Below are 5419 nucleotides of genomic sequence, written 5' to 3'. Positions count from 1 at the left end.
CGACAAGCCACACCCCACCCGGGGGTTCTCTTCACATCAAGCCGACACGCCTGCTACCAACCTGTTGGCCGAGTACAGCTAGCGCGGGCGCAGGTCGGCGACCGCCCGCGCGGCGGAGGTGAGTTCGGCGATGCGCAGCGCGGTTTCGCCGGCGTAGAGCGCCGCGTGGTCGACCCAGGCATCCGGCGTCGCGGCGAGCGGCGCAAGCGGCGTGAGCAACGGGCGGGCCGGCGACTGCAGGCGCATCAGTTTGGCGGCGTCGAAGTAGCCCAACACGGCCAGCGGGCGGCTCGCCGCGTTGATCGCCGCCGGCAACGCCTTGGCCCGGCCGTCGTCCCGGCACCAGCGCCGCGTCGCGGCGTTGGGCACCACCCGATGGCGCAGCGGCCAGCTCAGGCCGAACAGGTTGGTCTCGATTGTCTTGTCCGCGTTGGCCACTCGCCGTTGGTACTCGCGGTTGGCGTTTGCTTCGTGCGTCATCAGGAACCGCGTCCCGGCGACGACCCCGGCCGCGCCCGCCGTCAGGGCGGCGCGGGTGTCGGTGCCGGTGGCGATCCCGCCGGCGAGGAACACGGGCCGGTGGCCGGCCGCGGCCAGTGCCTGCGGCAGAAAGTCGAGCGCCGGCATGGTTCCGACGAGGTGGCCGCCGGCCTCGCGGCCCTGGGCGATCAAACCGTCAGCGCCCCAACCGATCGCGGCGCTCGCCTGCGCCGCGGTGCCGACCATCACGAAGACGAAGATGCCGGCGTGGCGGAGGTGCTGGACCAGGCCCCGCTTTTCACCGAACGCCAGCACGGCGACATCGACTCCGGCGTCGACGCAGACCGCGACGTGCGCGCGATGCACGAAGGGCATCAACAGGTTCACCGCGACCGGGCGGCCCGGCGCCCGCTCCCGCACCTCGGCGATGCAGGCGCGCAGCTGGCGCGGCGTGGCCAGGCCGAGGGTGCCCAGGCCGCCCGCTTCGGCCACCGCGGCCGCGAGCGCCGCGCCCGCCAGGCCCCCGCCCATGCCCGCCTGCGCCACCGGGACGTCGATGCGCAGACGGTCCGCGATGTCCATGTCTTACGACGCTACGCGGGCGGTCAATCGGGCGCGGCGGTGCACTGCGGACCGCCCCGGATTTCGTTGCTGGCCCGCGCACATCGCGCGTAATCTTGACGTCAGATGGATGGGTGCAGAGAGCCCAAAAGGCTTGCTGCATAACAGAAAGGTCACAAAATGAGTACAGTCCATTCATCAATCGATCACCACCCGGATTTGTTGGCTCTGCGCGCGAGCTATGACCGCGTGGCCGAGTCGATGAGTGCGCACGTCACCTTCGGCCTGGCATTGTTGACGGGCCTGTACGTGGCGGCGTCGCCGTGGTTGGTGGGGTTCGGCGCGACGGGATCGCTGGCCACCTCCGACCTGATCGTCGGGATCGCGGCGGCGTTCTTGGCGTACGGGTTCGCCACGGCGCTCGACCGCGCCCACGGCCTGACCTGGACGATGCCGGTGCTCGGTCTGTGGGTCGTCGTCTCGCTGTGGATCCTGCCGGGCGTTGCCCTCAGCGCCGGCATGATGTGGTCGAACATCGTCGCGGGAGTGCTGATGACCGTGTTGGGCCTGCACGCCACCTACTTCGGCAGGCGCACCCGCGAGGCGGCCACCCGCGCCTAGATCTCCCCAAATCCCTTGCGGTGGACGGTGATCGGCGCTAGCCGCACACCGCGCCGATCGCCGCCGAGCTGACCAGCTTGACGTACTTGGCCAGTACGCCGGTCTTGTAGCGCGCCGGCGGGGGCGTGAAACCCTCACGCCGGGAACCGAATTCGGCCGGATCGACGAGCACGTCGAGGACGCGGTTCGCGACGTCCAGGCGGATCCGGTCGCCGTCGCGCAGGAAGGCGATCGGCCCGGCGTCGACGGCCTCGGGTGCGATGTGGCCGACGCACAGGCCGGTCGTCCCGCCGGAGAAGCGGCCGTCGGTCAGCAGCAGCACGTCCTTGCCCAGGCCGGCGCCCTTGATCGCGCCGGTGATGGCGAGCATCTCGCGCATCCCGGGGCCGCCCTTGGGGCCCTCGTAGCGGATCACCACGGCGTCGCCCGCGGCGATCGTCCCGTCCTCGAGGGCGTCCAGCGCGGCACGCTCGCCGTCGAAAACCCTTGCCGTGCCCTCGAACACCTGCGAGTCGAAGCCGGCCGACTTGACCACCGCGCCCTCGGGCGCCAGCGACCCGCGCAGGATGGTGATGCCGCCGGTCGGGTGGATGGGATTGTCCAGGGCCCGCAGCACCTTGCCGTCCGGGTCGGGCGGGTCGATCGCGGCCAGGTTCTGGGCGACCGTCTGCCCCGTCACGGTCAGGCAGTCCCCGTGTAGCAGGCCGGCGTCCAGCAGCGCCTTCATCGCCACCGGCACGCCGCCGATCTGGTCGACGTGGGACATGACGTGGCGGCCGAACGGTTTGACGTCGGCCAGGTGGGGCACCTTGGACCCGATCCGGCTGAAGTCGTCGAGCGAGAGGTCGACGTCGGCCTCGTGCGCGATCGCCAGCAGGTGCAGCACGGCGTTGGTCGAGCCGCCGAAGGCCATCACCACCGCGATCGCGTTCTCGAAGGCCTCCTTGGTGAGGATGTCGCGGGCGGTGATGCCGCGGCGCAGCAGCTCGACGACGGCCTGGCCGCTGCGGCGGGCGAACCCGTCGCGGCGGTAATCGGTCGCCGGCGGCGCCGCGCTGCCGGGCAACGACATGCCGAGGGCCTCGGCGGCGCTGGCCATCGTGTTGGCGGTGTACATGCCGCCGCACGCACCCTCGCTGGGGCAGATCGCGCGCTCGATGGCGTCGACGTCCTCGCGGGACATTAAGCCGCGCGCGCAGGCGCCCACCGCCTCGAACGCGTCGATGATGGTGACCTCGCGTTCGGTGCCGTCGGACAGCTTGGCCCGCCCGGGCAGGATGGATCCCGCGTAGAGGAACACCGCCGCCAGATCCAGGCGGGCGGCCGCCATCAGCATCCCGGGCAGGGACTTGTCGCAGCCGGCCAGCAGCACCGAGCCGTCCAGGCGTTCGGCCTGCATCACGGTCTCGACGCTGTCCGCGATGACCTCGCGCGAGACCAGCGAGAAGTGCATCCCCTCGTGGCCCATCGAGATGCCGTCGGACACCGAGATCGTCCCGAACTCCAGCGGGTAACCGCCGGCCGCGAACACGCCTTCCTTGACCGCCTTGGCGAGCCGGTCCAGCGAAAGGTTGCAGGGAGTGATCTCGTTCCACGACGACGCCACCCCGATCTGCGGCTTGGCGAAGTCCTCGTCACCCATGCCTACCGCCCGCAACATGCCGCGGGCCGCGGCCTTCTCCAGGCCGTCGGTGACGTCACGACTGCGGGGTTTGATGTCGACCGTCGAAGTCGAATCGCTGGTGGGGGCCATCGCTCAAGTATGCGGGACCGCCATGACCAACCGAACGCGGGATACCCCGATGGGGTATAAGCTGGTGGGGTGACGACGGCACACGGATATTCGCAGGACAAGGACAACTACGCCAAGCGGCTGCGGCGCATCGAGGGCCAGGTGCGCGGGATCGCGCGGATGATCGAAGACGACAAGTACTGCATCGACGTGCTCACCCAGATCAGCGCCGTCAACAGCGCGCTGCGGTCGGTCGCCCTGAATTTGCTCGACGAGCACCTCAATCACTGCGTCACCCGTGCCGTGGCCGAGGGCGGGGACGACGCCGACCAGAAGCTCGCCGAGGCCTCCGCCGCCATCGCGCGCCTGGTTCGTTCCTGATCGGTGATCGAGTTGAGACCCGGCTTGCGGCCCTGACAATGGGGGAGCCGTAGTTGCGGTCCGTACGGTAAGGCAGTGTGATCGCATTAGGCGCGACAACCCAAGAATTGGGTAGCCCGGCCGATACCGACCCGATGACTGCCGAAACCGCAACCGCCGCGCGAACGTGGACGCCACGGATCGCGGCGCAGCTGGCTGTGCTGGCCGCGGCGGCCTTCACCTACGTCACCGCCGAGATCCTGCCCGTCGGCGCGCTGCCGGCGATCGCCCGCAACCTGCACGTCAGCTTGGTCTTGGTGGGCACGCTGCTGTCCTGGTACGCGCTGGTGGCGGCCCTGACCACGATCCCGCTGGTGCGCTGGACCGCGCACCTGCCCCGCCGGCGGGTGCTGGTGGCAAGCCTGACCTGCCTGACCGTGTCGCAGCTGATCTCGGCGCTGGCGCCCAATTTCGCGGTGCTGGCCGCCGGGCGGGTGCTCTGCGCGATCACCCACGGGCTGCTGTGGTCGGTCATCGCCCCGATCGCGACGCGGCTGGTGCCGCCGAGCCACGCCGGCCGCGCCACGATGTCGATCTACGTCGGGACCAGCCTGGCGCTGGTCCTGGGTAGCCCGCTGACGGCGGCGATGAGCCTGATGTGGGGCTGGCGGCTGGCGGTGGTCTGCGTGACCGTGGCGGCCGCCCTCGTCACGGTGGCCGCCCGGGTGCTGCTGCCGGAGATGGTCCTGACCGCCGACCAGCTCATGTGCGTTGGCCCGCGGGCCCGCCACCACCGCAACCGCCGGCTGATCGTCGTCAGCGTCATCACCATGGTCGGCGTGACCGGGCATTTCGTCTCCTACACCTACATCGTGGAGATCATCCGGGAGGTCGTCGGCGTGCGCGGCCCGAACCTGGCCTGGGTGCTGGCCGCCTACGGCGCCGCGGGGGTGATCGCCGTAGGCGTGGTGGCGCGGCCGCTGGACCGCAGGCCCAAGGGCGCCATCATCGGTTGCATGGCCGGGCTGACGGCGGTGTTCGTCGTGCTGACCGCGCTGGCCGTCGGCGGCCGGCCCGCCGCGGCGGCGGCCCTGATCGGAACGGCCGCGATCGTGCTCTGGGGGGCGATGGCCACCGCCGTCTCGCCGATGATGCAGTCGGCGGCGATGCGCAGCGGGGCCGACGATCCCGACGGGGCGTCGGGCCTCTACGTCACGGCGTTCCAGGTCGGCATCATGGCGGGCGCGCTGGTGGGTGGGCTGCTGTACGAGCGCAGCGTGGTCCTCATGCTGGCCGCGTCGGCCGGGTTGATGGCCGCCGCGTTGGTCGGCGCGGCGGCCAACCGGCAGGCGCTGGACGTTGCGCCGACAAGCTCACGGGATTCATAGCGGGCCAGCTCAGGCGGCGTAATCGCCCGCTTGAACGGCCGCCGCGCGGGCCCGAATTTGTTAGCTGGCGTGCCCCCTATGCCACACTGTGTCAGGAACTCGAGCGTGGAGGGATGCATATGTCGGGCTGGACGCGCGGGCGGCTGTTGGCCGCCCTGAACGCCGCCGGATTGGCTTCTGTCGTGGGTTTGTCCCTGGTGTTGAGCGCGGCTCCGGCGCTGGCGGATCCGGACCCGGCCCCGGGTGACCCGGGCGGGGGGGGCGCCCCGCCCGGCCC

5 protein-coding genes are annotated in these 5419 nt (G+C 71.0%); 3 read left to right on the top strand and 2 right to left on the bottom strand.

What is annotated here, in order from left to right:
• Window positions 1-78: 78 nt before the first annotated feature.
• Window positions 79-1062, bottom strand: a complete 984-nt coding sequence (locus tag A5730_RS08575) for a nitronate monooxygenase (protein ID WP_067898316.1) — start codon at window positions 1060-1062, stop codon at window positions 79-81.
• A gap of 159 nt (window positions 1063-1221) precedes the next feature.
• Here A5730_RS08575 and A5730_RS08570 point away from each other — a divergent pair, with 159 nt between their 5' ends.
• On the top strand, window positions 1222-1662 hold the full coding sequence (locus A5730_RS08570) for an SPW repeat protein (RefSeq protein ID WP_067898312.1): 441 nt from the start codon (window positions 1222-1224) through the stop codon (window positions 1660-1662).
• Window positions 1663-1699: 37 nt separating this feature from the next.
• Here A5730_RS08570 and ilvD read toward each other — a convergent pair whose 3' ends face one another.
• Window positions 1700-3415, bottom strand: coding sequence for a dihydroxy-acid dehydratase (gene ilvD, locus A5730_RS08565; RefSeq protein ID WP_067898310.1), 1716 nt, complete (start codon window positions 3413-3415; stop codon window positions 1700-1702).
• Window positions 3416-3484: 69 nt separating this feature from the next.
• Here ilvD and A5730_RS08560 point away from each other — a divergent pair, with 69 nt between their 5' ends.
• Together A5730_RS08560 and A5730_RS08555 are read left to right on the top strand one after the other, a co-directional pair.
• Window positions 3485-3775, top strand: coding sequence for a metal-sensitive transcriptional regulator (locus A5730_RS08560; protein ID WP_055401119.1), 291 nt, complete (start codon window positions 3485-3487; stop codon window positions 3773-3775).
• 134 nt (window positions 3776-3909) lie between these two features.
• On the top strand, window positions 3910-5142 hold the full coding sequence (locus A5730_RS08555) for an MFS transporter (RefSeq protein WP_067898307.1): 1233 nt from the start codon (window positions 3910-3912) through the stop codon (window positions 5140-5142).
• Window positions 5143-5419: the final 277 nt, after the last annotated feature.

Source organism: Mycobacterium sp. ACS4054 (assembly GCF_001667275.1).
Taxonomy (GTDB): Bacteria; Actinomycetota; Actinomycetes; order Mycobacteriales; family Mycobacteriaceae; genus Mycobacterium.
The sequence above is the reverse complement of the archived record's forward strand: the minus strand, read 5'-3'. Positions and strand labels throughout refer to the sequence as shown.